General features: G+C 53.4%; 16 protein-coding genes. 9 read left to right on the forward strand and 7 right to left on the reverse strand.

The features are described 5' to 3' along the window. The first annotated feature begins 720 nt into the window (after window positions 1-720). The 3 genes from SH528x_RS20135 (at window position 721) to SH528x_RS20145 (ending at window position 4,906) form a co-directional block, all read left to right on the forward strand. Complete coding sequence (locus SH528x_RS20135; RefSeq protein ID WP_442505246.1) at window positions 721-1,548, forward strand: hypothetical protein; 828 nt, start codon at window positions 721-723, stop codon at window positions 1,546-1,548. Between the two features lie 401 nt (window positions 1,549-1,949). Continuing rightward, on the forward strand, window positions 1,950-3,374 hold the full coding sequence (locus tag SH528x_RS20140; protein ID WP_442505247.1) for a sulfatase-like hydrolase/transferase: 1,425 nt from the start codon (window positions 1,950-1,952) through the stop codon (window positions 3,372-3,374). A gap of 137 nt (window positions 3,375-3,511) precedes the next feature. Next, window positions 3,512-4,906, forward strand: coding sequence for a sulfatase family protein (locus SH528x_RS20145; RefSeq protein ID WP_442512145.1), 1,395 nt, complete (start codon window positions 3,512-3,514; stop codon window positions 4,904-4,906). Between the two features lie 177 nt (window positions 4,907-5,083). Here SH528x_RS20145 and SH528x_RS20150 read toward each other — a convergent pair whose 3' ends face one another. Continuing rightward, window positions 5,084-6,715, reverse strand: a complete 1,632-nt coding sequence (locus tag SH528x_RS20150) for an arylsulfatase (protein WP_442505248.1) — start codon at window positions 6,713-6,715, stop codon at window positions 5,084-5,086. Between the two features lie 587 nt (window positions 6,716-7,302). Here SH528x_RS20150 and pepN point away from each other — a divergent pair. Then, the gene (gene pepN / locus SH528x_RS20155) at window positions 7,303-9,930 is read left to right on the forward strand and encodes an aminopeptidase N (protein ID WP_442505249.1); all 2,628 of its coding nucleotides are present in this window, start codon (window positions 7,303-7,305) and stop codon (window positions 9,928-9,930) included. Between the two features lie 234 nt (window positions 9,931-10,164). Here the strand turns inward: pepN and SH528x_RS20160 are convergent, their stop codons facing one another. After that, complete coding sequence (locus tag SH528x_RS20160; RefSeq protein ID WP_442505250.1) at window positions 10,165-11,853, reverse strand: di-heme oxidoredictase family protein; 1,689 nt, start codon at window positions 11,851-11,853, stop codon at window positions 10,165-10,167. A 158-nt stretch (window positions 11,854-12,011) separates the two neighbouring features. Further along, on the reverse strand, window positions 12,012-12,797 hold the full coding sequence (locus SH528x_RS20165) for an SGNH/GDSL hydrolase family protein (RefSeq protein WP_442505251.1): 786 nt from the start codon (window positions 12,795-12,797) through the stop codon (window positions 12,012-12,014). 255 nt (window positions 12,798-13,052) lie between these two features. Here SH528x_RS20165 and SH528x_RS20170 point away from each other — a divergent pair, with 255 nt between their 5' ends. Further along, a complete protein-coding gene (locus SH528x_RS20170) occupies window positions 13,053-14,420 on the forward strand; it encodes a putative collagen-binding domain-containing protein (RefSeq protein ID WP_442505252.1) in 1,368 nt (455 codons plus the stop codon). On the opposite strand, the gene SH528x_RS20175 is transcribed toward SH528x_RS20170, so the two are convergent. Together SH528x_RS20175 and SH528x_RS20180 are read right to left on the reverse strand one after the other, a co-directional pair. After that, entirely contained in the window at window positions 14,410-15,420 is a 1,011-nt protein-coding gene (locus tag SH528x_RS20175; RefSeq protein ID WP_442505253.1) for a methyltransferase family protein, read from the reverse strand. The two genes, SH528x_RS20170 and SH528x_RS20175, sit on opposite strands and share 11 nt — an antisense overlap. A 160-nt stretch (window positions 15,421-15,580) precedes the next feature. After that, complete coding sequence (locus SH528x_RS20180) at window positions 15,581-20,191, reverse strand: DUF6797 domain-containing protein (RefSeq protein ID WP_442505254.1); 4,611 nt, start codon at window positions 20,189-20,191, stop codon at window positions 15,581-15,583. A 268-nt stretch (window positions 20,192-20,459) separates the two neighbouring features. On the opposite strand from SH528x_RS20180, the gene SH528x_RS20185 reads away from it, so the two are divergent. Further along, entirely contained in the window at window positions 20,460-21,368 is a 909-nt protein-coding gene (locus SH528x_RS20185; RefSeq protein WP_442505255.1) for a TIGR02587 family membrane protein, read from the forward strand. An 8-nt stretch (window positions 21,369-21,376) separates the two neighbouring features. Then, window positions 21,377-21,781: a hypothetical protein gene (locus SH528x_RS20190; RefSeq protein ID WP_442505256.1), complete on the forward strand. Its 405-nt coding sequence runs from the start codon at window positions 21,377-21,379 to the stop codon at window positions 21,779-21,781. A 16-nt stretch (window positions 21,782-21,797) separates the two neighbouring features. On the opposite strand, the gene SH528x_RS20195 is transcribed toward SH528x_RS20190, so the two are convergent. After that, complete coding sequence (locus SH528x_RS20195) at window positions 21,798-23,249, reverse strand: bifunctional metallophosphatase/5'-nucleotidase (protein WP_442505257.1); 1,452 nt, start codon at window positions 23,247-23,249, stop codon at window positions 21,798-21,800. Window positions 23,250-23,420: 171 nt separating this feature from the next. On the opposite strand from SH528x_RS20195, the gene SH528x_RS20200 reads away from it, so the two are divergent. Next, window positions 23,421-23,726 (forward strand): hypothetical protein, encoded by a 306-nt coding sequence (locus SH528x_RS20200; RefSeq protein WP_442505258.1) that lies wholly within the window; start codon window positions 23,421-23,423, stop codon window positions 23,724-23,726. Window positions 23,727-23,825: 99 nt separating this feature from the next. Here SH528x_RS20200 and SH528x_RS20205 read toward each other — a convergent pair whose 3' ends face one another. Continuing rightward, window positions 23,826-25,322, reverse strand: a complete 1,497-nt coding sequence (locus SH528x_RS20205) for a neutral/alkaline non-lysosomal ceramidase N-terminal domain-containing protein (protein ID WP_442505259.1) — start codon at window positions 25,320-25,322, stop codon at window positions 23,826-23,828. Between the two features lie 494 nt (window positions 25,323-25,816). Between SH528x_RS20205 and SH528x_RS20210 the strand changes: the two genes are divergently transcribed. Next, window positions 25,817-26,332, forward strand: coding sequence for an SET domain-containing protein (locus tag SH528x_RS20210; RefSeq protein WP_442505260.1), 516 nt, complete (start codon window positions 25,817-25,819; stop codon window positions 26,330-26,332). The last annotated feature ends 255 nt before the right edge of the window (window positions 26,333-26,587 follow it).

A 26,587-nucleotide genomic window follows, 5' to 3' on the forward strand; every position in this document is an offset into this window, starting at 1 on the left:
TGATGGCTGAGAAAGAAGATGAAGGAGCCTGCTAACAAAATTCGTCAAAACTTCATCCTCGTTTCCTGTGTCGGAAGCGAGCCTGAAATGCCAACTCGGCCGCGACCCTGGCGATGCGAATTATCAGCTTTGAAATTTGCTGGAAAACCGAGACTTCTCGGTGAACGCCGACACTGGTTCATAGGCTCCTACGTGAGACCTCCATGAATCGGAAACTCCCGCCTGCCGAGCGAGTAAAAACGAGGCGGGAGACTCGACCGCAGTGCATTGCCAGCCAGGAGCCCAACGCCGTGAATGATTTTAGGCTGCAAATTTCAGCGTTTGTATTTTGTAGCTACGCTCGCCAAACCGTGGATGGTTGGCGTCAAACGCGAATCACCACCTTCTGGCGAAGGTAGCTACGTTAAAATCATTCACGGCATTGGGTAGGAGCTTTGGATCGAGCATCTACTAAAGACGTTCACAGAAAAGTGACGAAAACAGACGCTCTATGTGCTATCGTGGCTCAATGCTCTTTGAAATGCACAAATACCTTATCCCTATTTCGGTTCCGTGCGACACACCTATTTGTCGTTGCCACCTCCGCTGCTGTGGCATTAGTGACTCGCTTCTGTAAACCGAGGACATTACACTGGGATCGCATTTGTGTCCTCCACACTCGTCTGCCTCGTGATGAGTCCCCTCCCCTTTCCATCCCCCTCCTACCTACTCGGTTCCAACATGCCTACTCGACCCTCTCCGATGCTTCGTGGCTTCCTGACGTTTGTTTCTTTGGCTTTCGCCACGAGTATTCCGATTGCCAACGCTAACGACGCGAGCCCGGTGAAAAAGCAATTTGGCGAGGTGAAATGCGACGGCGATTACGCCCATCACTTGCAAGGCGTCTGTACCGACAACGAAGATGCAATCTATTGGGCATTCACGACACAGCTAGTAAAGACGGACCCCAACGGAAAAGTGCTGAAACAAATCGCGGTTCCCAATCATCACGGTGATTTGTGTTTCGATGACATTAAGATTTACGTCGCGGTGAACCTTGGGCAGTTCAATAATCCCCAAGGAAAGGCGGACTCTTGGGTCTATGTCTACGACGCCAAGTCGCTTGAGTTACTGGCCAAGCACGAGGTTCAGGAAGTGTTCCATGGTGCGGGTGGTATTGGGATCGCCGAAGGTCATTTTTTCGTGGTCGGTGGACTGCCCGACGGCGTGCAAGAAAATTATGTCTACGAGTACGACGCTGATTTCCAGTTCATTAAAAAGCACGTGATTGATAGTAAGTGGACTCAACTGGGAATTCAAACCGCAACGTTTCACGATGACGCTTGGTGGTTTGGTTGCTACGGATCTCCGTCGACGCTGTTAAAGACCGATGCCGAATTCAATCTGATCGGCCGATACCATTTCAATTGTTCGCTGGGAATTGTCGGTGTCGCTGCGAATCGTCTATTGTTTGCTCGCGGGCCGAAGACTGACGAGGGACGCTGCTTGGGCTCGTTGCATTTGGCTCGCCCCGATGACAAACGGGGACTTGTCGAGATCGAGCGGTAGCAACGTTCCCAGAGACGCAAATTCCGGTCTTTGTCGGGATGTCTCCCAAGCGGAATATTTTTTGGGATATAATAGCCGCCCAAGGTGTAAGCGTGATCGGAGTCGTGAACGCATTACATCGTTATTCAGACACAACTCGGTGAACCGCACCACTGATTCCCAGGCTGTTGCCCAACGCGTGGGCGATTTTCAGACACGGAAATTACAGCATTTACGTTTCGTAGCTACGCTCGCCAGAGCGTGGATTGTTGGCATCCAATGCGAATCACCACCTTCTGGCGAAGGTAGCTACCAGAAAATTGTTCACGACGCTGGCCTCCTGTCTTGGAACGAGCTTTTTTGGTGCGATTACCGAGAAGTGTCGATATTTCCGTGCGTTTTCGATAAGAGCTACCGACATCATGACTCGTCCCACTTTTTTCCTGTTACCGCGTTTGCTGGTTGTATTGCCAGTGATCGCCCTCGTTTGTCTGAGTGCCATCGTGCAGGCGAACGAACGTCCGAATATTGTTGTGATCGTTGCTGACGATTTAGGATTCAGCGATGTCGGATTTAACGGATGCAAAGAGATTCCAACTCCGCACCTGGACGAGTTAGCCGCCGACGGGATCATCTTCGACGCAGGATATGCCTCACATCCCTACTGCAGCCCCAGTCGAGCGGGCCTTTTGGCGGGACGCTACCAACAACGATTCGGTCACGAGTGCAATCCAGGTGCAGACGAAGATGATGTCGACTCGGGCTTGCCGCTCTCAGAAACTCTGCTTTCGAACGTGATGAAACAGAATGGCTATCGAACGGGTGCGATTGGCAAATGGCACTTGGGCGATGATCGGAAGTTTTGGCCTACCGAACGTGGGTTTGATGAGTGGTTTGGGTTCTCGGGCGGTGGAATGAGTTACTGGGGCGACACGGGAGCGAAAAGCCCGCAAGCGGGTGTGTTGCGAAATGGTGCGGTTGTCCCCAAATCAGAATTGTCCTATCTGACCGACGATTTTTCGACGGAAGCCATCCACTTCGTCGATCGCAATCAAGCGACTCCGTTCTTTTTATATCTCGCTTACAACGCTCCTCACGGTCCGGATCAAGCGACACGCGAGCACCTGAAGAAGACCGAGCACATTGAATACGGTGGACGTGCAGTTTACGGTGCGATGGTCGCGGCGATGGACGAAGGTATCGGCCGAGTCACCGAGAAACTGAAAGCGTTGGGGATTTACGAAAACACATTGATCTTCTTCTACAGCGATAACGGTGGACGTACCGAGCATGCGATCAACTATCCGTATCGCGGCCATAAGGGCATGCTGTTTGAAGGGGGAATCCGTGTACCGTTTTGCGTTACGTGGCCAAAGCAACTCGAAGGTGGCATGCACTATGACAAGCCAATCACCGCACTCGATATTTTCCCCACCTCGTTAGCGGCTGCAGGTATCGATATTCCGAGTGAACTTGATTTGGATGGCGTCAATTTGTTGCCGTACTTGCAAGCGGAGAATAAGTCGTCACCACACGACACGCTTTTCTGGCGGTACGCTTGTGGCGACGACCGCTATGGTTACGCGGTACGAGAGGGCGATCACAAGTTAGTGTACAGCGTTTACAAAGGAAAACATCTACTATTTGATTTGTCGAAAGATCCTTGGGAACGCGACGACTTGGCCGCAGACAATCCGGCACTAGTGAAGCAGTTGATCGCAAAATACGACCGCTGGCAAATGGGGTTGATGGCCCCGCTTTGGCTTGATCCGCACGGGCTAAACATTCGCAAGGAAGAGCAGAAACGACAAAATATCGTCGATGCCGCAGCCCGCGGCGAAAAGTAGACGTTGTCGGACGCAGCTGTTTCGCCGATTTTCATTTCTCCGTTATCCAATATGAAGGTTTCAGTATGCTTCGGTTAAATGCCAAAGTGAGTGATGTGAACAGAGTAAAAGTATTTGCCGTAGCGGCAGTTTTAACGATGTTCACCCAAAGTCTGTACAGGACTTCGGCGAATGCCGCGGAAAGTGAGCGTCCTAACTTCATCATCATTTTCACCGACGACCAAGGCTACGGTGATCTGGGCTGCTTTGGATCCGAGACGATCAAGACGCCCAACATTGATCGTTTGGCAGCGGAAGGCCGCACCTACAAAAGTTTCTATACCGCGTGTTCGGTGTGCTCGCCGTCACGAGCCGCGTTGTTAACCGGCAGCTATCCGAAACGGGTCGGACTGCATCGCCACGTACTGTTTCCACAAAGCGACTATGGATTGCATCCCGACGAATACACGATCGCGGATCACCTCGGCAGCCAGGGCTACGCGACCGCTTGCGTCGGCAAGTGGCATCTGGGGCATCACCCCGAAACATTACCTCGCGCGAACGGGTTTGATTCCTATTTTGGCATCCCCTATTCCAACGACATGAATCATCCCGACAACAAGGGCAAGCCGCGACTGCCATCGGACACGTTGTGGAAAGACCAAGGCAGTGCGGTGACTCTGTGGAACACTCCACTGATTCAAAATGAAGAGATCATCGAAGTGCCGGTCGACCAACGTACCATCACTCGGCGATACACCGACCAAGCGATCGCATTCATTACCGCGAACAAGGCAAAACCCTTCTTCTTGTACCTGCCTCATTCGATGCCGCACATTCCGTTGTACGTTCCCGAGGATGCCTACGACGCGAATCCCGCGAACGCCTACAAGTGTGTGATCGAACACATTGATGCAGAAGTTGGTCGTATCGCCAACACCGTGCGTGAACTTGATCTAGCCGACAACACTTACATCATCTACACCAGCGACAACGGGCCGTGGTTGCAATTCAAAAACCACGGCGGCACCGCGGGACCATTGCGTGACGGAAAAGGAACAACGTTCGAAGGTGGCCAACGGGTGCCATGTGTGATGTGGGGACCAGGTCGCATTCCGGCTGGCACCTCAACCAATGCGTTTACATCGACACTGGATCTGCTGCCGACCATTGCAGCTCTTTCCGGCAAACCGCTGCCTAAGTCAGGTAACACGATCGATGGGTTCGATATCTCGTCGACATTCACGAGTGACACGACACCTCGCAATGAGCTGGTGTTCTATTCTGCGCATGGTGTTCTGGAGGGTATTCGCCTGGGCGATTGGAAATACCTCGAAAAGTTGCCACGTCAGGCGAAGAACCAAAAGAACGCGTCGACCGAGCCTCAGGTGTTCTTGTTCAATTTGGCTGACGACATTGGGGAACAAAACAATGTCAAAGACAGCCATCCCGAGATCATTGCCAAGCTGAAGGCCCGGATGAGTAAGGTCGATGACGAGATTACCGCGAACGCCCGGCCGGTATGGCGCAAGGAAGTCGCTGCTGCCGAATAAACAGCAGCGGCTAAAGACTATCGGATCATCAAGTGGCGGGTTTTCCCGTCGCGGAAGTCGTCAAGACTTTCGTTTTCCAGGCAGGTCGAAACTCTTGACGAGCTCCGCTACGTCAGTGATTGTTCCGGATCTCCTTAGTAAACAGCGGCGGGCAAATGCCGATTTCCCACACCGCTTTTATCGCTTCGACTTTTGCTTTTTCGCGTTCGGCTGTTCGGAGTTGGTCTTTCTCACCAGCTCGCTGAACTGTTCCACCAAGGCATTCCACTGAGTTTCCAATGCCTCGGCTTTTTCAGGCATTTGTAAGACCAAGTTGTTCGACTCGGCGCGGTCGGCTTTCATGTTATAAAGTTCCCATGGCTCTCCTTTGGCGGCTACTAATTTCCAGTCGCCAATTCGGATGGCGCGGTTTCCATCGTGTAACCACCACAATGCATCTCGCTCGACGGTGACATCATCCTTGAACGCCGACGCAAGACTTTTGCCAGGAAATTCGGGGCGGTCTTGCTTTTTTAGTTCCTTGGGGATTTTGCTGTCTGTGACATCCAAAATCGTGGGCAAAATATCAATCACATGTGACGGCGTGTGTCGTAGCTCACCCCGATCCTCGATCCCGGCCGGCCAGTGCACGATCAACGGCGTGCTGATGCCGCCTTCGTGAACCCACGTTTTGTGACGACGAAACGGAGTGTTGCAGGCACTCGAGAATCCGGGGCCAAGGCAGAGATAGGTGGCTGCGGAACCAGGATCGGCATTTGGATCATGACCGCCATTACGAATCATGATCTCGGCACTAGCACCGTTGTCAGATGCGTAAAACAAAAGCGTGTTGTCGAGTTCTCCCATCGCACGCAACTGCTCGACCACGCGTCCGATCTCTTGATCCATCCGATCCACCATCGCGGCATGAATCGCCATCTTGGTGGCCTGGAATCGCTTTTGTTGTTCCGTCAGTTGATCCCACGGCAGTGGACGATCGATCTCGCCCGGTCCTAGTTCCTTGATCGCTTCGGGAAATGCATAGGGGGGCCCGACGTCGGGTTCCAATGCGGAAAGCGTGGTGTCCAGTAAACCGAGTCGCTGCTGCTTGGCAAAACGTTTTGAACGCATTGCATCCCAGCCATCGAGGTAGCTGTCGCGGTATCGCTCGATATCCTCAGGCAACGCGTGCAGTGGAAAGTGCGGCGAGATAAACGCGATGTAATGAAAAAATGGCTGCTCAGCGAAATGCGTTTGATGATCTTTCAAACACTCGATCGCATGGTCCGCGGTTGCAGTCGTGGTGTAATAGCCCGTTTCGTCCGCGGGAACCTTCACAGCAACATCGTCGATCAAATTGCCTTTGTCGGTAAAGAAATTGCCTTGATTATTGACGCAATAGGAGCGGTCAAATCCCGCATCGAGCACTTTGCCGTCGATATGCCATTTGCCGCTGTGGTAATTGCGATAGCCCTGCGGTTTCAAATAATCGGGAATCAGTTTCGCCCACGACTGACGCGCTCCGCGGGCACCACCGCTAAATTTCGGCAGGGCGTCGCGGTGGACTTGTTGGGCGTAGAACCCCGTCATCAGGGCTGCGCGTGTCGGCCAGCAGCGAGCGGTGTTGTAGAACTGAGTGAAACGAAGTCCGCCATCGGCGAGTGCGTCCAAGTGCGGCGTTGCGATCTCGCCGCCATAGCAACCGACGTCGCTGTACCCCGAGTCGTCCGCCAAAATAAAGACGACGTTGGGTCGTTTTGCCAGCAGCGTGGGTGAGGAACCCCACAAAAACGAAATCGCCGCAAGCAGGATCAAAGGAGTTCGATTCAATGTGCCAGTCCGGTTACAAATGTGAAGTTCTGTGTAAATCAAAGTTAGCAGTCAGCTGAGACGAATGAGCGTGCGTCGGTAACGCTGTGAAGTATTTTTTCTTATAGGGTTTGTGCTAATTCAGCGTAGCGGAAGTCGTCAAGACTTTCGATTCCTGTCGTGTGCCCCCGAAACTCTTGACGAGTTCCGCTACGAAATGCTTCACAGCGTTGGTGCGTCGGGTTGTGATTTTCCTACGCAGATTGCCCCCCACGTCAGCCTGGGCCGCCTTCGCAGCAGGTTTCGCAGATCGTGTGGCAACGCGAGCATTGCAGTTTAGCCCGAATTTCGATCATTGCCCCGCCGCAAACAGGACAGGCGGGACGCGTCGGTTTGGGCTCGGGTTTTGTCGTGTCGTTTGTCATGAATCGATGGAACGTAGCTAAAGCGAATTTGAATGTGAGAACCAGTATAGAAGGTTCAAGCGGGGCAAAACAATCAACGACGGTGCCGCGACGAAGACATTTTTTACCGGGGCTGGTCTGCAACCCGCAACTTCGGCTCAAATAGAGCGTTCGCAAACCACTCAATCGTTGGAGCCTAGTTCGTTGACCGCCACGCAATCGATTAAACCTGTCCTTCGCAGCGACTACCAGCCACCCACCTATTGGATCGATAACGTCGAACTGGAATTCGACCTTGATCCTCGTGAAACCTTGGTGACGGCCAAAATTTCGGTGCGTCGAAACTCGCAGCAATCATCCAGCGCACTGGAACTGGCCGGTGAAAATCTGAAATTGCAATCAGTCGCGGTCGATGGAAAACGCTTAGAAGAGGATCAATACCATCTTCGTGACGATGGAATGACGCTACTGGATTTGCCCGAATCGTGCCTGATCGAAACGAAAGTTCTGGTCTCGCCAGTGACCAACAAATCACTTTCGGGTCTGTATCAAACGTCGGGCAATTACTGCACTCAGTGTGAAGCGGTTGGTTTTCGCCGGATTACCTATTTCCTGGATCGTCCCGACGTGATGACGACATATCGGGTCACGATCCGTGGTGACAAACAAACGTGTCCCGTGATGTTGTCCAACGGAAACCGAATTTCTGAACAAGAACTGGATGATGGGCGGCACGAAGTCGTTTGGGCCGATCCGTTTCCAAAACCGAGTTATCTGTTTGCCCTGGTCGCCGGTATTTTAAAGTGTCATTCAGGCACGTTTACTACTCGCAGCGGACGTGATGTCGCACTGGAGATCTGGGTCGAACCGCAAAACATTGACAAGTGCGAGCACGCTTTGGTGTCGCTGCAGAAATCGATGAAGTGGGACGAGGACGTGTTTGGACTCGAGTATGACTTGGACATCTATATGATCGTCGCGGTCAACGACTTCAACATGGGAGCAATGGAAAACAAAGGCCTGAACGTCTTCAATTCCAAATACGTGTTGGCACTTCCGGACACGGCGACCGACGAAGACTACATGTTGATCGAGGCCGTGATCGCTCACGAGTACTTTCACAACTGGACAGGCAATCGCGTTACCTGTCGTGACTGGTTCCAACTGACGCTCAAAGAAGGGCTGACGGTTTTCCGAGATCAGCAATTCACCGCCGATCAGACCTCGGCCGCAGTCAAGCGGATCGATGACGTGTCGGGATTGCGAGCTGGCCAGTTTGTCGAAGACAGTGGCCCGATGGCGCACCCCATTCGGCCTGAGTCCTATATTTCGATGGACAATTTTTATACGGCCACGGTGTACCGCAAAGGTGCCGAGATCATTCGCATGTACTACACGATCCTGGGCGCCGATGGGTTCCGACGTGGCATGGATCTGTATTTCGAGCGACACGACAATTCAGCCGTCACTTGCGACGATTTCCGAGCTGCGATGGCGGACGCCAACGATGTCAATTTTGATCTGTTCGAGCGATGGTATTCACAAGCGGGGACGCCGGAGTTGACCGTCGCTGAAACCTGGGACGCAGCCAAGGCCGAGTACGCGCTGGCGATGAAGCAATCCTACCCAACGCTGTCGGGTGGCAATCCAGGAACCACCGATCGAAAACCGGTGCCATTGCCAATACGCGTGGGATTATTGGATGCCGAAAGCGGCGAAGAGATCGAGCAGCACAGCGGCGTTGTGATGCTGGAAAAGGAATCCGAGACATTCACGTTCGGCGGATTGAGTGCCAAGCCAATTGCGTCAGTGCTGCGAGGTTTCTCGGCGCCAGTCCGCTTGCGAATGCAGCGTAACAACGAGGAACTCGCCTTTTTGATGGCTCATGACACCGATTCGTTCAATCGGTGGGACGCCGGTCAGACGCTCGCGACGAAGTTGCTGCTCGATGCGGCAAATTCCGTCAAAGAGGGTAAAACTCTGGAGTTGTCCGAGCAATTCCGTGATGCCTTTGCCCGCGTGTTGAGTGACGAATCGGTTGATGCGGCATTCAAGGCACTCGCGTTGACATTGCCTCGCGAAAGCGTGTTAGGGCAAGAGATGGACGTAATCGATCCCGATTCGCTGCACACCGCTCGCCGGTTCTACCGCAAACGATTGGCGGAAAGTTTTCAGACGGAACTGACAGCACTGTACAACGATTTGGCTGGCGATGGACCGTACAAGAACGATCAGAAATCGATCAACCGTCGCCGTTTGAAAAATGTTGTGTTGGCCTACTTGTCCGCGTTGGATTCGCCCGAGTCCGTGACTTTGATTGACGGTCAGTTTCGTCAGGCGGACAACATGACCGACAAACAAGCGGCTTTATCGCTACTGGCCAACTTGGATGTGCCTGAACGTGACGCGGCACTCTCGGCGTTTTACGAGCAATACAAAGCCGACCCATTAGTGGTCGACAAATGGTTTGCGGTGCAAGCGGTTTCGAGTCGCGAAGACACGATCGAGCACGTCAAGCAGTTGACGGCGCATCCCGACTTCAGCGTCGACAACCCCAACCGCGTTCGTGCGCTGATCGGCGCGTTCACTCAGAATCAAGTGCGTTTCCATCAAGCCGACGGAGCGGGTTACAGGCTGTTGGCAGACTATGTAATAAAGATCGAATCGGCGAATCCACAGTTGGCTGCCCGATTGGTCGCTGCTTTTAACAGCTACCGCCGATTTGACGAATCACGGCAGACGCTAATGCAGAACGAGCTGAAACGAATCGCCGAGCATCCAGGATTATGCAAAGACGTCCACGAAATCGTCCAACGAGCCTTGCATTTTTAATGTGGGATAGGCTTCTAGCCTGTCATCGGTCGTTAGCATCCCGTATGCCCGCGCATCGCCGTTTTGCGTAAAGGCTGTGAATCTATTTAACGATGGTCCCTGAAAGTCGCCTTTTGCTCCGCAAAAGTTGCGTTACTGAGCGTACTTTCGCGCAGCGAAAGGCGACTTTAAAAGATTCACAGCCTGGTAGCGAAACTCGCCAAGAGTTTCGGATACTAACGAAGCCCATCACAGTTAATCGGCGTCTTGTCCCGTCGGTTTGGGCGCTCGCAGCGACGACAGGAATGCTAACACTCGATCCTTATCTGCCCTCGATAAATCGTAGAAACGATTCCGTGACGCGGTAGCTTCACCGCCATGCCACAACACCGCATCTTCGATTGTTTCGGCGCGGCCATCGTGCAGATAAGGGGCACTGTCGGCAACACCCCAAAGCGGCGGCGTTCGCCATTCACGCTGCAGCGTGTCCCAGTAAACCACGTCGGTCTCGGGCACTTCACCACGTGGAAACTGCGGCTGTTCGGGTTCGTCCATCGGATAGGCGGTTGGAAATCGCGAGTTGAATTCGCCCGATCCGTAAGCTTGTAGTGCCGACGATGCACTCGGACCACGTTCTTCAAATACAACCGGTGAGATTACTCGTGTTTTAGTAATGCTTCCCAAGGGTGCGGCGAGAGGGGATTGTAGGTCCGGCCCCATATCGTGGAGCAGTAGATCGCTAAAAATTCCCGAAACGGGACGCAGGTCGGCAACATGACACGTGCTACAGCCCACCGAAACAAATACTTTCTCTCCGCTGCGAACATCCGCATAGGTATGTCCAGGCTGAGGTTCCTCGATCGGCCGTGGCAAGTCGCGGAGGAACGCCGTCAGTTTTGCGGCTTCTTCCATTGACATGTCTCTGCCAACATTCGTGTATCCAAAGTCAGCTGGGTCGCCTGCTTGCGTCGCAGAAAAACTTGCATCCATTCTTGCTAGTTGCGATTCGCTTACGGTTGAAGGTCCCCTTAATGCAGAATCCAGCTGCTCAAAATTTTGTATTTGGTTATTTTGCACATGGATTGGACGCCGACTCGCACGCGGCGGAACACCGCCTGCGCCCACAGTCAGCCCAAGTTCGCCTGCGCACGCCTGTGTTGTAAAACTCGCCAACGACGAAACCTGACCACGCCATCCAAACTTGCCAACAAATCGACCACTTATCTCACCGTTTGATTTCTTTGCTTGCCGCTCGCCCAACGCAATGATGCGAGAAACACTGATCAAGTCAATGGCACCGAGTCCATGCAGTGCCGGTGAGTTCAATTGGCTGAGATAGAAGTCTACCGCTTGGTGTCGTCCGGCCACCACAGGCTGGGTCGCGATCGCCGCACTCGTTCGCTGCTCGGGGTTAATCCACTTGTCATCGATGCCGTCGGGCACGTAGTCGGATAATCGATCGCGGATGGGCGAATAGTTGGGCCGTGTGGAGTGATTGTGAACGACGGTGCTGAAGGCCAACTGTCCCGTGGGGCCGATCAATCCTGGGAAGACTTCGAGTAGCTGTTTGCCGCCTTCCTTTTTGTCTTTCATCACCCGCGATCTTGGATCGACTGTGATCAGCGTCACATTATGACGTACATCGGCTCCGCCGCCATTCTTGTGGCAATCGGCACACGAGGTTGCGTTGTGAAGCGGACCAAGTCCATCACCGCGGACCAAGACTCGGTGCGAGGCGGATTGAGTTATTGAGCTTTGAGAAGTGTTTGACTGCCGAAGCGTCGTACCGGCCGGTTTCCACGAGTGTTCAAACAATTGTTTGCCAGAGAATTCACTCCGAGCCTCGATCTCGCTTTCTTGTGCTTGGGAATTGCTCGCCAGACACGCCACACAAACAAACATGCATGACAATGCCAAACTGATTGACCGATCTAACAATCGCATTGATAAGCTCCGAATAGAGTCGCCGTCCCGTCCCGCTATGTGTTGTTATGACGCGTCTAGGGATAGATATGCAAGCGATTTCTCGTGAAAACACGATATTGGGCTTAGAACATGTGTGTTGGAGGTTGCTGGCAAACTCATCAAAGGCGGGATCTCGTCTAAGCCGATTGCAAGAATCGTTGAATCCAGGTTCGAGCGATCAGCTCATGTCCCTGCGGCAGCGGGTGAACGCCGTCCCAGATCCAGTGTTCTGGCTTTGCCGTTTTCACTGCGTCGTCAAATACTTGTTGAGTTGGAATGTGGACGGCTTCGTAGTCATTCGCCATCAGGGCGACGATTTTGCACAGCTTATCCACTTCGCTTCTCCATTTGGCATGCGCACCGTCGCTGAATCGGCTAGACGGGAGTACGAAGGGATCGAGCAAGACTATTTTCAACTGTGGATTTGCGACGCGACTAGCGTCCAGAATCGTTCGATAGTTGCGTTCCCAATGATCCAGTGGCACGTGATCCTGCTTGCCGCGAATCATGCGACCGACATCGTTGACACCGATCAGAATGCTGAGCACGTCCGGATCGATGTCGATCGCATCCTTCTGCCATCGTTCACGTAAATTGGCCACTGTGTTCCCACTGTTTCCCCGATTGAAAAATTCCAGCTCCGAGCTCGCAAGTTCCACTCCCAAACGAGCGGCAATCAGAAAGACGTAACTGTGCCCCAGATAGTGGTTGCGGTCTTTTTCGTTGCGTCCCCATTTCATGTCCGTGATCGAGTCTCCCTGAAACAGCAACCGACAGCCCTTTTTCAGCGTGGGCAGCGCATAGTTGTAATCTGCAACTCCGGAGCGGGTGGTTGTCCGCTCTTTCGCACAAACCGCCGTCGCAAGTGGTGCGGTACCAGCAGCGATTGCAGCTGTTTTGAAAAACGTACGTCGGTTGGACATGGAGTTGGTTATCCGTTGAGGTGGTGATCAAGGTTGGAGTCAGCTGGGATATCAAGCTAGTTTAACCGTAGGAACACGGTTTTTCGAGCACAACAAAGGAAGTGTTGGCATTGGCCGGCACGCTTCACCGACGGCGGAACGGGGTGCCGTATACTATCTAACGCTGCAGCCACTTTTTTGTTTGCACAACAGCAGATCACAGTGCGTCTTACTGCTACGGGTTCTCTCAACATGTTTCGTTTCGTTCTATTCTGCATGATACTTGCGCCTTGTGGGTCGCCAGTGCACGGTGCTAAACCGATTGTTGCGGCCGATCGCATTCGCCCAAGCGACACGCATCCTTTTTACTGGCAGTATAAAGGCAACAACCTGCTACTGTTGGGCGGGTCCGTGGATGACAACTTGTTTCAGCTTCCACATCTGAAAGAACATCTTGATGAGATGAAGTTGGTCGGTGCGAACTACATCCGCAATACGATGAGTGATCGACACGATGAGGGATTCGAGTTGTATCCGTTCAAACAGCTCGACAATGGTAAATACGATCTCAATCGATGGAACGATGAGTACTGGGACCGATTTGAAACGATGCTGCGACTGACTGCGGACCGCGACATCGTGGTTCAGATCGAGGTGTGGGATCGCTTCGATTACTCTCGTGAACATTGGCCGCCACACCCGTACAATCCGGGAAATAACGTGAACTACTCGGCCAAGCAGTCGGGACTGGCTGCTGAGTACCCGAAGCATCCTGGTCAAAACGACCAGCCCTTCTTTTTCACGACGCCCGAGCAGCGTAACAACACGACTGTGTTGAAATATCAACATGATTTCGTTGACAAGATGCTCTCGCATTCACTGAAATATGGGCACGTGCTGTACTGCATCGACAACGAAACGAGCGGCGAGGAAGCGTGGGCAACGTATTGGGCGGAGTATATTCGGGCCAAGTCGACAGAACAAAGGCAACCGGTTTGCATCACTGAAATGTGGGACGACTGGGATCTGACGGGGCCGCAACATCGCCGCACTCTCGATCATCCACGACGTTATGACTACGTCGACGTGTCGCAGAACAATCACAAGAAATCGCAGCAGCACTGGGACAACTTCCAAGCACTTCGCGACCGGCTGATCAAACAGCCTCGCCCGATCAACACGGTGAAGACCTACGGGGCGGACGGCAACAAGTTTGGACACACGAGCCAGGATGGCGTCGAACGATTTTGGCGGCATCTCATTGGTGGTGCGGCATCAGCCAGATTCCATCGCCCATCGTCTGGTTTGGGACTGTCGGATCAAGCGAAGGCTGCGATTCGGGCAGCTCGGAAACTTGAATCACTTGTGCCGCTCTGGGACGTCACTCCGAACAACTCCCTACTTTCCAATCGGAGCACGAACGAAGCGTATCTGGCGACCGATTCGCAGAACAAATACGCCGTCTATTTCCCGCATGGCGGATCGGTCGACGTCGATCTCTCTGCCACGAACGGCAAATTGCGCGTCAAGTGGATCAACATTGACAGCGGAGATTGGGGACCGACATCCGAACTGGCGGGCGGTAAACCACAAGCGTTGCAGGCACCAAGCAAATCAAACTGGTGTGCCGTGATCACTCGATAGAACTGACCACCAGCCGCGAGGGCGAATTGGGAACATCGATCAGTTGATTGCTGACAAACTCCGCCGCCGTAAACATGTCTTTGTATTCAGCGAACGTGTAAGCGTCGCCTTGATCGGTACTCATCAGCATCGTCAGTGCAAAGGTCGCAGCAGTAGCTGGGGAAACGCGGTCCTCGTTGGGAATAAATTCAAGCGAAATTGCGACCCCACCAGGCTTCAGGGCGGCACGCACTTTCTTCAGCAAATCCTTGCATTTTTCGGCGCCAAAGTGATGCAAGAAATTGGTTAGCAATACGCAATCGAACCCGTCACCGAAATCTACCGACATCGCATCACCAGGCAGCAATGTGTATCGATCGCTGACGCCGGCCAGGGCTGCGTTTTGATTCGCGACCTCAAGCACGCGGTCGAAATCCTGAGCAACGATTTCGGCATCCGCCAATCGTTTCGCGATCGTGATCCCAAAAAGTCCGTGCCCTGCCGCGATATCGAGGACGCGTAAAGGCTCAGCTGCAAATTTTTCTGCAACCCGTTCTGCAATGAATTCGGCCGCAGGCTTCATCATCGGCCCCATGGACTTCGCAAACTCAACCCATAGTTCGAAGTCAATGTTTGTGCTGCCACCGTCCGGCAGCAATGTGCCGCCTTTACGAACGGCACCTGCGACATCACGGTACGTGTCCATGATCGCATCGGCTGCGACGAAGCTTGCAACGCTGCCCATATAGTGCGGCGAATCCTGATCGAGAAACACGGCGGCCGTGGGGGTCAAAGAGTAGGCGTCCGATGCCTTCTCGAGAAAACCAATCACTGTCAAATAGTCACACAGAATCCGCATTCCCCGTGTGCTCGTGTTACAAGCCTTCGCGATCGCATGCGCATCAAGCGGCGCCTCGCCAAGAACAGTAAAGACTCTCAGTTCGATTGCAGCCTTCAACGCACCCGTACGCTGAAACGCATTCAAAGTATCGAAGATGATGACGGGATTCGGCTCGTTCATTAGGGCGACTCGTTATTCACAGAGAGAATGCGGTTGTGCATCGACCACTTTTGATTTTAGGGTTTGCTGTAGTGGACGAGGCTACGAGTCCCCACGATCTATTGCACCTCAGGGACTCGTTGCCTCGTCCACTACCCCAACGTTAACGTTGGATGAAGCACTAGCTACCGTTTCCACGTTCCACCACCATCATGCCGTTCATCACCATCCAGTGCCCCGGGAAGGTACAGAGAAAAGGATACCGGCCGGGTGCGGAGGGTGCGAGGAAATAGATCGTCTGTTCTTGGCCTGGCGAAACAATATCGGTGTGTGCAATGACTTGGTCCGATTCGGGGATGTATTGCTGAGCGAACGCATTCGGATTTGCGATCATCTGGTTGCCAAGCTCACCGACGTGTTGCAGTGCACCGCGTTGCACGAGAACCCAATTGTGGGGCACGACATCCGGATTGGACAGCGTCACGGCTAATACTTCATTCGCTCGCACGCTGAATTCTCGAGTGGCGTAAGTCAGATTGCTGCCGGTTTCAATTTTGATCTCTCTCGCGCCGGCAATTTTCTGGTGCCATGGGTTCGAGACTCGTTCTGACATTGATGCCAAATCGACCAACAGCGGATGAGCCGCAATCTGCTTCTGTCGCGGTTGGTACCCCGCAAAATCGGTAAACGGCTTATCCAATTGGTGCACGGTGACGAACATGTCTTGGCCGTCACCGGCAGGATTGCACGAAGGTGTCTTGTCGTCGTTGACATGCATCCGTAAATGCAGTTGGTTAACAGGTTGTAACTCCGGAATTTCTAAAAACAACGAGCGGCGATCCGAGAGCACGTGAGCCGATTGAATTCGCAGCGGATCGTGTCCCGCCGTTCCGGGATGCGTCGTCGAATACTCTGGCGATCCATATCCGCCGCTGTAACGATAATTCCAGCATTGGGCAAAATGTTGTGCTGGATCGCCGGCGATCGCTTCATCGAGCGGCAGTGCAAAGGTGACGCGGATGCCGTTTTCATAAGCATGGAAGCCAACCGGCACCTGAGCCGCGTCCCCGGTGTAACGAACGCGCTGGAAACAACCGTCATCGCGGGTGTACGATCCCCAACCCGACATCCCGGATACGTACAATTGTCCATCCCCGGGATGAAAGCGACCACGATGGGCTCCCGACAAAAAATCACCGGTTAACGGGACAATTGCACCTTGCAACTGATCATCAACCTTGTCGCGAAGCACGGCAAACCAAGTCCCGGTGCCAAACGAAAAATGCAACAATTGGTCAGCCAGCGGCCCGAACGCGTCACTGTCCACAAAGACCTGACCGCCACTGGAATTATCAAGACCGCGTGGCAGATAGGCTAACGGCAATTCAGGCGGCTGGCCGTTTTTCGGTCCGCCATAGCCGTAGTGAGGCGGATCGTTCGTTGCGTGTGAGCCAGCGTGCGGAATCGCGTGGATCGCAGACGCAGGCGTCCATCCACCCTCGGACACGGGCACCGTCACCGTCCCGTTAGGCAGAATCCCCAATCCATCGGGGTTGCGAAACCCGGTCGCGATCACGTCTGCATTCTTTCCGTCCCGCGAAATACGCAGTAGTCCTTGATTGCCCGACGCGGTGTAAAAGTTGCCTTGTTCGTCACGCTGTAAACCACAGATGAAATCATGTCCGGCGGGCGACGTTACAAACGCATTGCTGAAACACTCGTAGAAGTCGGCTTCACCATCGTGATTCACATCAGTGAGACGCGTCAATTGGTCTCGGCACTGAACATAGACTTGTCCTTCGGACACCACCAATCCCAACGCGTGATGTAGCCCCGATGCAAAACGCGTCCAACGTGCCGTCCCCTCATCGTCTGATGCAGCATCGATTCCGCTGACACGCCACACGTCCCCCTGCATCGTGCATACCAACGCGCTGCCATCGGGCAGGAAGTCGTGGCCACCGCAGAACACGAGTGCGTTCCACGGGTTGTCGTTCGGTAGCTCGATCGTGTCGATAGCGTAGGGACGCCCAGTGCCACGAGTAATCTTCGTCACAAGAGCTTCGGGCCACTGTTGCGGTCCTCCCGTGGTCACGTGCCGCAGCGGATGCTCGTCCAGCGGCGCCACGTCGCGAACAAATTTGCCTTCCTGAACCCAGGCAGAATCGAGATACTTCACATCACCGACGGTGTAGGCGAACACGACACGTTTGCCGTGTCGATAAAAACCTTGGTACTGAAACGGTCCAACGAGTTTTTCCCGTTTTGGCGCCGCAATCAGTTTGCCATCCGGGCGCAAGCCCCCGACGAACCCAAAGCGGACCGAATCAAACTTGACGAAACCACCGGTCCACACCGCGTCGAACGACAACGTGTCCGGATTGAAGCAAGCGGACATCTCGTCCTCGTCACCAAGCCGTACGCAAACGCCGCGTGGCACCGTGATCCCGTCGGCACGAAAGACGCCCGCCTGCACTGAGCCTAGTAGGGTGCCGTTCCAGCGATCATCGCCCCAATCCGGTTCGCTCTGATTGCCCCAATGCCCCTGCTCGCCACCGTCCAGGCCCGGATAGGGTGAGATCAGCATCGGCAGGTGGGGTTGCCGACGAAAATATTCAGCCTGCTTCATGTAAAAATCGTACAAACGGTCGCGATTCACCGGATGGGTTGCATGCGGCCAGTTCGCAGGAACAAGCGGGGTGGTCGTGCGTGGTGACTCGACCGGCCCGTGTATACCGACCTGCCCGTGCATTTGGCTGTGCGCGAGCGCGTGTTGGATCGGCTCGGAAATGGGCGTTCCGTCACGACCAAGCTCGCCTAAGAATCGAATTAAGTCGAGTTGCTGTTGATGTGACATCGCCGCAGTCAATCCGTTCGGCATTACCGAGCCCGCCGCGAATTCCTCTTCGATTTCATCGGCTGCAATGGCAGTCAACTTCGCGGATGCCGAGTCACGGATAACCACTTGCTGATCATCCGAACTGTGTTTGAATCCGGTGACGACACTGCCATCGGCCGTCAGAATCTTCCAGGTCATGAACTCCGGCGGCACGTCCCGCTGGGGCCAGAACACCGACTCGACGATCTGAGCTAACGTGCGATCTTTGGCAATATTGGACAGCTCGGGACCGACCGCACCGCCATGCTGAGCGATTTTGTGACACGACAAACACGCCAATTTCGCATCGGCAAAGACGCTCGCGCCTCGCATCGCGTCACCCGATTTCTGCGATTCGCGAATCAGCCGTGCTACCGCTACTGCATCGTAGGGAAGTTCGGCCGCGTTCGCCGTATCATGAGCTTGCGAATGTTTCGATTCGAATCCACCGTGTTGATGCTGTCGTGGCGACTCCTCTGCATGCTCACTGCCCAATTTCCACAATCCAAGCGTCGCTTCATCACGTGACACATCGACCAACGGTGTCGTAGGGATCTCTCGGACTCCTTTGGAAATCCGAACCCATTGAACCTCACCCGCAAATCCCATCTCGCGTTCTACAAGTCGTCCAATGCCCAAAGCTCCGGGCACGCTCGATTTGTTTTCGGTAGCAACGATCGGCTGATCCGCGGCTTGCTCTCCATCCACATAAAGTCGGATGCGACCGGGTTCATAGATCATCGAGATCGTATGCGGCTTGCCGTCGCAAATCATCGCAGTGGAACGAACGTGATCGGGAGTCTTGCCGGGCAGGTAGGCTGTCAAATTGCCGCTACGATTCATCGAAAACAGTTCCCAGTGATCCGATGATTGTTTCGGATCGCTCGCGACGAGGATGTTATAGCCATCGCTGCTCAGCATCGTCGCTCGGACTTCGACGGTAAGCGCCGGATTTCGGTAGGCATCAGCGCCGGGGAAGATTCGCCCCGAATGAGCCTCGTCTGGAACGCTCGGTTTGATGTAACTTGATGGAGTCGGCGGCAGCGATCCTGCACTGCCGCGAGCACCGAGTTCCTGACGGATCCACTTCAATCCATCGCGGTTCTCGATCAGTGAATCGTGTGCATCAAGTTCATTGCGGTGGTCAAGGATTCCGATTGGCCCGTCATAACCGCTTTCGACCACGACACGAATCATCTCCAATTCGTGTTGTCCTTTGCCGATGCCGAGAATCTTGGGCTGCTCGTTCGGGTTCATCCCGTTTAGATTCAAACAGTGTAAGAACGGCTTCATCAGGGCAAACGAATCGGCCCAGTCCGTGATGTGCCCGTGAGCGTGGTGAAAGTTGTAGACGATGCCCACATGTTCTTGGCCTAGCTCGTGCAAACGCTGACAAACCGCGACAAGATTCTGGGGTTCGCCGCCCCAACCTCCATGGTTGTACAGTGCTAAAGGAGATCCCATCGCAGCGGTGCGTTTGGCAAGCGGGAGCATCTGCTGCGCCGCCGCTTCAACCTTGGCTACCTGATTATCACCGCCATTGTCACGAAGCATCTGCCAGATTTGAGGATGCATTTCGTATTTCTCAAACAACTTGAATGCATCGTCATGAACACCCCAAAACGCAAAGAACTCAATGCCGTGTTTCTGGTACTCCAAAATTTCTTGTTCGAAAGTCGGAACATGTTCCGCACGCCAATCGTAGGCGGCGCGGGTGATCCCCAGTTCCTTCAGCATCGCGGCGCGTTCTGCCGGGGTGCGATTCTTTGCGTCAAAGGGAACGATACACCAAGCGACAAGATTGCTGCGGCGAAGCACGTGATTGTCCTCCGCTGCGGTCGCGGGTATTCCTAAACAAGTCGTAAAGAGAACAGCGAGAAGGCTGAATTGGCCGATGAGCGTTGGTCTAGCCATAATCCTGCAGTGTAGGGTGGGACGATCACGATTTAACCTAATCGCTATCGCAAATCGCGAAGGGGTGAGGTGCAGTATTGTAGCACAGTCCCCTACCCCGCTGAACTGCCCCACTGCATCCAGCGATTTTCGATCTGGTTCGCAGCGATCCGATTGCAATTTGCTTTGATCGGAAATTGCCAGTTTTGTCTCAGCCCCTCTTTGCCGAAGTACATTTGGCATGACAATCGCTTTCATTCAACCGCGTCGACACTCCAAAACGCTATGAATGGCCAGATTGAAATTAGGATCTCATGTGAAACGCCACGATAGGCCATCCGTGCCGCGAATATTTCCCCGGCGGTTTGCAGTTGGTTTAAGCAGAGCTGCCGGGGGTGCATTATTGTTTTCGTTACCGATGCTGATGACAATGGAAATGTGGTGGATGGGATTTACAATGCGACCGCTGCAGATTGCCTCGTTGTTGGCCGCGTTGTTCCCGATCCTCGTGGGGCTCGCGTTCTATAGCGGCTTCGAAGAGCCGGTTGGAATACTCGGCGCGATCGTCGATGCCTTCGTCGCCTACTGCGTTGGTTGCGTAATCGCAGCCACCATTCTGATTGTGCTGGCGGTTTTGCGACCATTCAACGAAACTTTATATGAGATCGTGGGCAAGATTATTCTGCACGCCATGGCAGCGAGTTTCGGTGCGGTGCTAGCGTCAAGCCAAATGTCGGATGACGACGGACAACAAGAACAGCAGGGACGTCAAAGACAATCGACCAAGCACGCTCACAACAATCTGGGCTGCTATTTCCGTGAAATGTTTCTCATGTTGGCTGGCGCGATTTTCTTGGCACTCAATGTCGCACCTACGGAAGAAGTAATTCTAGTTGCATTCAAGATGACAGCTTGGCATGGACTCGTGCTGGTGGGGCTTTCGCTTGTCATCATGCACGCCTTCGTTTACAAGCTGAAATTTCACGGTCAGGTATCAATTCCCGAGGAACATTCAGCGACCAGTGTCTTCTTTCGATTCACGATCCCGGGATATGCAATCGCCTTGCTAGTTAGTCTGTTTTGCCTTTGGGTATTCGGACGAACGGAGTACACCGCGTTTGATGAAGTCGTCATGTCCACAACGGTATTGGCGATGCCTGCCGCCGTCGGTGCCGCTGCCGCTCGCTTGATCCTCTGAAATCCATCATGCATGAATTTAAATTAAGCAGTGCATCCCGCAACAAAACGGAAGACCGCATTCCTATCGCCGAATGGATCGTCGCCGCCATTGGGGCAGTCTTGGTTGGTGGGACATTCTGCTTTCTGGGATACCGAGCAGTTGTGGAACAAGGTCCACCTTCGTTCACGGCAGAAATTAAGCAGATTGAAGCGACAGGAAACAACCACGCTGTAACGGTCATCGTCCACAATCAAGGTGGTCGTCCCGTATCAGATTTGGTCGTGCGGGCAACTCGCGACGGTCAAGACGAACGCGAATTGACCATCGACTACATACCCTCGCACTCTGCACGGCGAGTGACATTCCTTTTCGACAAGTCGACAGCCGCGAATCAATTGGAATGCGTGTTCACTTCTTACAACGATCCCTGATTCGGAGGATTAAAAGCTAAACAGCCACCACAGTCCCACGGAGCTCCGGCATGACGGGACTGTGTGATTTCAAATAACTTTTCAACGCTTCGATTGCAGTCGTGTTCAGATCCTTTCGGTTACTTCCGTATTTCTCTGCAACGCCTTGCTCCGTCACGAACGCGACCCTATAGGTCTTGTTCAAATCCAGAGGTTCGCCTTCTGCAAAGAACTGTTGAATTCGAGTCCCCCGCATATTCTCGAGCTTGCAGTAAATGTTGACTCCACGGCAACGCTTGACGTAGCCGCCCATCTGATCGAAAGGGTCACGTGCGTACGTGCGTTCCAGGTTTTCTTCCATCATCTCCCAAAGCTCGGAGCCCAACATTTCAACGACGGAAACAGGCGGGTTCGTGGGAATGATGTTCCACAAATCGTTGACGATGATCTCGCCCGCTGGAATCGGAGCGCCGTAACGCCAGCCATTAGAGAATGCGATTTCTGTGTCTGCTGCCTCCGCAATAGCGTCCAGCAATAAGTTATCCATCGTTGATTCCATCGCGGCGTAGCGATTGAGATGGGTGTCTGTCCTTCCAACGACTTCACTCAGCATGGCACTGTGCGGCATGTAGATTGCATCGACTTGCCGCTGCATTTCGGAATCGCGTTCAATGGAACTATCCATCAAAACCAGACGGTGTTTGACGTCAGCGACGTTTCCGTCTGCCATTTCAATATCCAATCTTCCCACGAAAGAACCGTGGCACCCGGATTGAATGATCGTTGCGCCATTGATCTCGAGCGGTTCGTACATGCGGTTGTGAGTGTGGCCACTTAGAAATATATCGATGCCAACCGTTTCGGTCGCAAGCTGGCAATCCTGTGGAAATCCCAAATGCGACAGCACGACGACCAAATCAACTTGGTCCTGCTCACGCAGCACCTTAATGTGGCGCGGCAGCTCCTCGCGACCGAGAGTAAAATAGACATCCTGGCTCACCTCTGGTGGAAACGCATTGTCGATGATGTAAGCGCCGATTCCAATCACACCTACCTTGATGCCACCGCGATCGAACACGGCCGTTGCCGGAAAAAGCAATTCGTCAGTTTGGTTGCGGTGACAGTTGCATGCCAACAACGGATGGTTGATTTCATTGGCAAGCTCGCGCATCCGCTCAGTGCCGTAGACGTAATCCCAGTGCACTGTCCATGCATCGAGCTTCAATTGTTTGAGCGGACCAACAATGGCTTCGCCTTTCGTGCTCACGGCCGGGTAAGTGCCGTGCAGGGTGTCACCATTGTCCAGTGCTAAGACGGCATCCTCACCGCACTCACGACGCACGCGATCAAAGTAGGACTTGATTCGCGAGTAGCCGCCAACCATTTCATGCCGAACACCCGCAGCCTCGCGAAACAATTCCCAATGCTCGTCGAGGTAAGCGTGTGTGTCGTTGATCTGCAGGATCGTTAGTCTTTGGCGATTCGTCATGGGGACACCGTTTTTTTCTTATTGGGTTGCAGTCTCAGCAAAGCTATTGATTAGCTGCGATAATCATCGCTTGCGCGCTCGTCGTGATCTCTAAAATTTTCGCAACTCGATTACCGATAGGATCAAAATGCATTTTCTGTGCCGATCGATAACCGAATAGACAGATCTCGAATGCCGTTCGTACAGCACCTGATTGCTGCTAGATTGCCCGTCTCAGCAATCGACATTCGTTGCTCGTTTCCCAGTCTTGATGACTCGGATTCGATCGCCAGGGTCAGCGTGTTCGCGAACTTAGTAATCGAAATCAATGATTCTCTGAATCCAAAGCCAGAGAATAAGAAGGCCATCATCAAAGACGGCGGTGCATTGATATCCGTTCGCGTGGAGAGCGGTCTCAAGGTAGATATGGCAAAGAAAATTTACAACCAAACTGAGGCCGAGCACGTTTCGGCCAAGAGCGTCGCAACCGCTAGTTGAGAAAACGAGGATGTCCGTAGACTTGTTTGGCTCGAAAACGACGCTCTCAACCTTCTATGCATGTGCAACCAGCATCAACCGCAGTTGATGCTACGGAGCTCACATGTTTTCCATCGCAGCCTGTCGCAGCAGGGTGACTGCTGTTTCGACTAAAATCTCGCCACTGCCTGGAGTGACGGTCGAATTCGTGACCTCATAGCTGCCGCTTGCATAGGCGGCACGGTGTGGGACGTAAATCGTTTCAACCACGTTCGATAGTTCGACCACGATGGTCGTGCGAAACGGCGAGGCCTGTTTGATCGCAAGTCCCAGTTCGACAAACACTTCGCCGGGAAGACAAACAATGGCCACATCATTTCCGATCGTCATCACTGTCACGTCGACTGGCAAGGTGTCGCCAATTCCAGCCAACGATCGACTCATTCCCCATGTCAGATAGTCGGCCGACTTGACATGCGGTTTTTTGTGGCGTAATTGATCGAGTATCAGCTTTTTGTAAGCAGTTACATGGTCAAGGAAATCCACTTTATTGCCGCTTTTGACCAGATCGATCGTCTGTGCACTTCTCTGCACTTGTTCCGCAGTAGCCTCTTCCAATGGCAATTGTACGACTTGTGATTTAACAGCTAAATGTGTGCCTGCGATCGGCGTCAGCTGAGCAAGTTCGTCACGGATCGAGCCACCGATCGAATTGCCGATGAAATCTGCCTTGTTGCGAACACTCGACGCGGGGTTTGCGTGGTTGATGTCCCCACAACAACCGGCACCGAATAGGGAAACCACGTCGTTGCCCAGTGCCTCACGTAACGTGCGTTCGATAAAGAACGGATAATCCGCACTCCACTTCATCCCACCAACGGTATCAAGATGTAAGGCAAAATTGCTGAGGATGCCGCGAGTTGTGCCGCTCTTGGCATCACGGATCGCAAGCAAACCGATTTGGGAATCGATGGGTCCGGCGGCACGGATGCGATTTGGATTCGATTCGGATTGCCAAGTCAGAACGCTGCCGTCTCGCATCACCGAGCGACGATTGAAAGACACGGGGGTGATCTGCGTTGCGGATCCGCTGGTCAAGGTGGCGGGCTTCGCATTGGCATGAGCCTCGACGATCGCCTTAACAGGTTCGCCGATCAGTTTCGCGATATACTTTGCCCGTAGCGGCTCTTGTTCCTCTTGGCCCAAATACAGGTACAACTCCTTCATGTAGTCCGGAGCGGTGTGCGAGTGGGTTGCCGAGATCACAATATGACTGGCCGGAATGCCCGTTTTCTCGGACGCCTGTTTGCGGACTTCGCGTGACAAGTCGCTGGCGATGCCAATCAAATCGCAAACAACTAACGCGGCCGCTGTGTCACCGTCACGAAACACGATCGCTTTGGCCTTCAGCGGATCGATCGTCCCTTCGGCCAATCGCTCGTGATAGTACCCCGCCATCGGAAAGCCCGTCGGTGGTGTAATGTCCTTCTCGACAATACCGACACGGAGGGAGCCATTTTCGGCAGATTCCTCAGGCAAGGAATCAGCACCATGTGTCGTCGGTGCAAACAAGACGAACGAACAGACGAGAATCAAGAGTGTTTGAGTAAGACGCATGGCAAGGAAACCTTTCGCAGTGACGCAAACGCTGTCGTTAGGTAGGTTGAGTGGGGCGGGGCTGGGTGTCGAGAACAAAAGCATACACAGTTCTGCGACCCCGTGCTTCGCAAAGCATTTCTGACCGTGAACATGTGCGGTGAACACATCTGCCCGTCTTCAAAGTCGCGAGCGTGGCTGCGATGCACGATTCGCTCTGTCCTATTCGATACCATTGGCATCAACAGACCGGTCAACGAATGACTCGCCCACTATCCCAGCAGGGCAGACTAATTTAGTCTTGGCGTCCAAATATCGCTTCGCTATTTTTTGCATGCTGGGCGTTGGACAACTCAGCGACGCGAGAAACCTGCAATATCACTTGGCAGCTTAAGAGGGTATCCGAAAAGGGGTCTGACCCTCTCCGGCGAGGCAAAAAACTCAACAAAAACGACTCCCTTCCAAAGGGTCAGCCCCCTTTTCGGGTACTCTCCAGATCCGCAACTTTGTGCAAAATGAAAAAGAAACCGGGAAAGAAACGTCGCGAAAAGCTTCAGAAGAAGGTTGATAAAACGCACGGTTTACGCAACTATCACGACGACGATGTCGAAGTCCGTAAAGGCAAATATGGCCTCGGCGTGTATGCGGCTCGTCAATTTTTGCCCGGCGAGTTTGTGTTTGAGGTGACGGGACAGCTACTGCCGCATGAAAACTACAACGGGTCTGACTATGTGATGGAGCTGAACGAGCAGTGGTATCTTGAGCCCACGACTCCAGCAGCGTTTTTGAATCATAGCTGCAGCCCGAATTCAGAGTTGGTGCAACTCACCAAACACTCGCTCGGACTGGTCGCGGTTTGCAACATCGAACCTGAGTCGGAGATTGTTTTCGACTATCAGTGGGAGCCTCACGAAGGCACGCCCCAGTGCCGCTGTGGCGCTCTGAATTGCCGAGGTTGGGTTGTCGCAGCCGATGCCGTTCACAAGATGGCGAAGACCGGAAAGAAAGCCAGAAAGAAGGCAAAGGTGTGAAGCACCCGGCAATGATGCCGGGGTGGATGAAAGCCTGCGCGGATCCGTATTATTGAACCGATTAACGCTTCGAAGACGCCAACGGAATCGAGCCAGAGGCCCATTGCCGAAGGCGGGGTGTTGCAACAGGATTTTCCCCCTGTTGTTGACGCAGAGTCGATGTCTCCTCTTTGTCTGGCTGATCGGAGTCAGCCGTGGGAACAACAACTTTAAAGACAAGACCGTGATTGGTTTGAACAGTAACCTCACAGGTTC

It is taken from the genome of Novipirellula methanifontis (assembly GCF_052161655.1).
In the GTDB taxonomy this organism is placed as follows: domain Bacteria; phylum Planctomycetota; class Planctomycetia; order Pirellulales; family Pirellulaceae; genus Novipirellula.

Excerpts from the sequence above, each read along its gene's own strand:
- SH528x_RS20175 (WP_442505253.1), bottom strand. The coding sequence starts at position 15,420 with ATGAACGAGCCGAATCCCGTCATCATCTTCGATACTTTGAATGCGTTT.
- SH528x_RS20135 (WP_442505246.1), top strand. The coding sequence starts at position 721 with ATGCCTACTCGACCCTCTCCGATGCTTCGTGGCTTCCTGACGTTTGTT.
- SH528x_RS20195 (WP_442505257.1), bottom strand. The coding sequence starts at position 23,249 with ATGACGAATCGCCAAAGACTAACGATCCTGCAGATCAACGACACACAC.
- SH528x_RS20180 (WP_442505254.1), bottom strand. The coding sequence starts at position 20,191 with ATGGCTAGACCAACGCTCATCGGCCAATTCAGCCTTCTCGCTGTTCTC.
- SH528x_RS20140 (WP_442505247.1), top strand. The coding sequence starts at position 1,950 with ATGACTCGTCCCACTTTTTTCCTGTTACCGCGTTTGCTGGTTGTATTG.
- SH528x_RS20145 (WP_442512145.1), top strand. The coding sequence starts at position 3,512 with ATGTTCACCCAAAGTCTGTACAGGACTTCGGCGAATGCCGCGGAAAGT.
- SH528x_RS20210 (WP_442505260.1), top strand. The coding sequence starts at position 25,817 with ATGAAAAAGAAACCGGGAAAGAAACGTCGCGAAAAGCTTCAGAAGAAG.
- SH528x_RS20170 (WP_442505252.1), top strand. The coding sequence starts at position 13,053 with ATGATACTTGCGCCTTGTGGGTCGCCAGTGCACGGTGCTAAACCGATT.
- SH528x_RS20200 (WP_442505258.1), top strand. The coding sequence starts at position 23,421 with ATGCCGTTCGTACAGCACCTGATTGCTGCTAGATTGCCCGTCTCAGCA.
- SH528x_RS20205 (WP_442505259.1), bottom strand. The coding sequence starts at position 25,322 with ATGCGTCTTACTCAAACACTCTTGATTCTCGTCTGTTCGTTCGTCTTG.
- SH528x_RS20185 (WP_442505255.1), top strand. The coding sequence starts at position 20,460 with ATGGCCAGATTGAAATTAGGATCTCATGTGAAACGCCACGATAGGCCA.
- SH528x_RS20165 (WP_442505251.1), bottom strand. The coding sequence starts at position 12,797 with ATGTCCAACCGACGTACGTTTTTCAAAACAGCTGCAATCGCTGCTGGT.
- SH528x_RS20160 (WP_442505250.1), bottom strand. The coding sequence starts at position 11,853 with ATGCGATTGTTAGATCGGTCAATCAGTTTGGCATTGTCATGCATGTTT.
- SH528x_RS20190 (WP_442505256.1), top strand. The coding sequence starts at position 21,377 with ATGCATGAATTTAAATTAAGCAGTGCATCCCGCAACAAAACGGAAGAC.